This window comes from Arthrobacter sp. E44, assembly GCF_041877125.1.
Taxonomy (GTDB): domain Bacteria; phylum Actinomycetota; class Actinomycetes; order Actinomycetales; family Micrococcaceae; genus Arthrobacter.
This window is the reverse complement of the sequence record NZ_JBHDJA010000084.1, coordinates 1-263: the sequence shown is the minus strand read 5'-3', so window position 1 is coordinate 263 and position 263 is coordinate 1. Positions and strand designations below refer to the sequence as shown.

Annotated in this window: 1 protein-coding gene; it reads left to right on the top strand. The window is 54.8% G+C overall.

The genetic code is table 11. The annotated features are described in order from the left end of the window. Nucleotides 1–148: 148 nt before the first annotated feature. The coding region (locus ACETK3_RS21415) for an MscL family protein (protein WP_373993609.1) at nt 149–263 on the top strand (115 nt) is incomplete at its 3' end.

Below are 263 nucleotides of genomic sequence, written 5' to 3'. Positions count from 1 at the left end.
CAACCGCCACGACATCGCGGCGGAACTCTTCGGGAAAGGCTTTGGGCATGAGGAACATCCTTCCACCCGCAAGGATCAAATCCTCACAGGCAAAGTGTCAATCAAACCTTCAGCAGTCCCGGCTTCATAGTGGAGTAACTTGAGGAACATGTTGACCGGATTCAAGAATTTCATCCTGAAGGGCAACGTCGTAGACCTTGCCGTCGCCGTCGTGATTGGTGCCGCTTTCGGCGCCGTGGTCACGGCCCTAGTCCAAAGTGTTC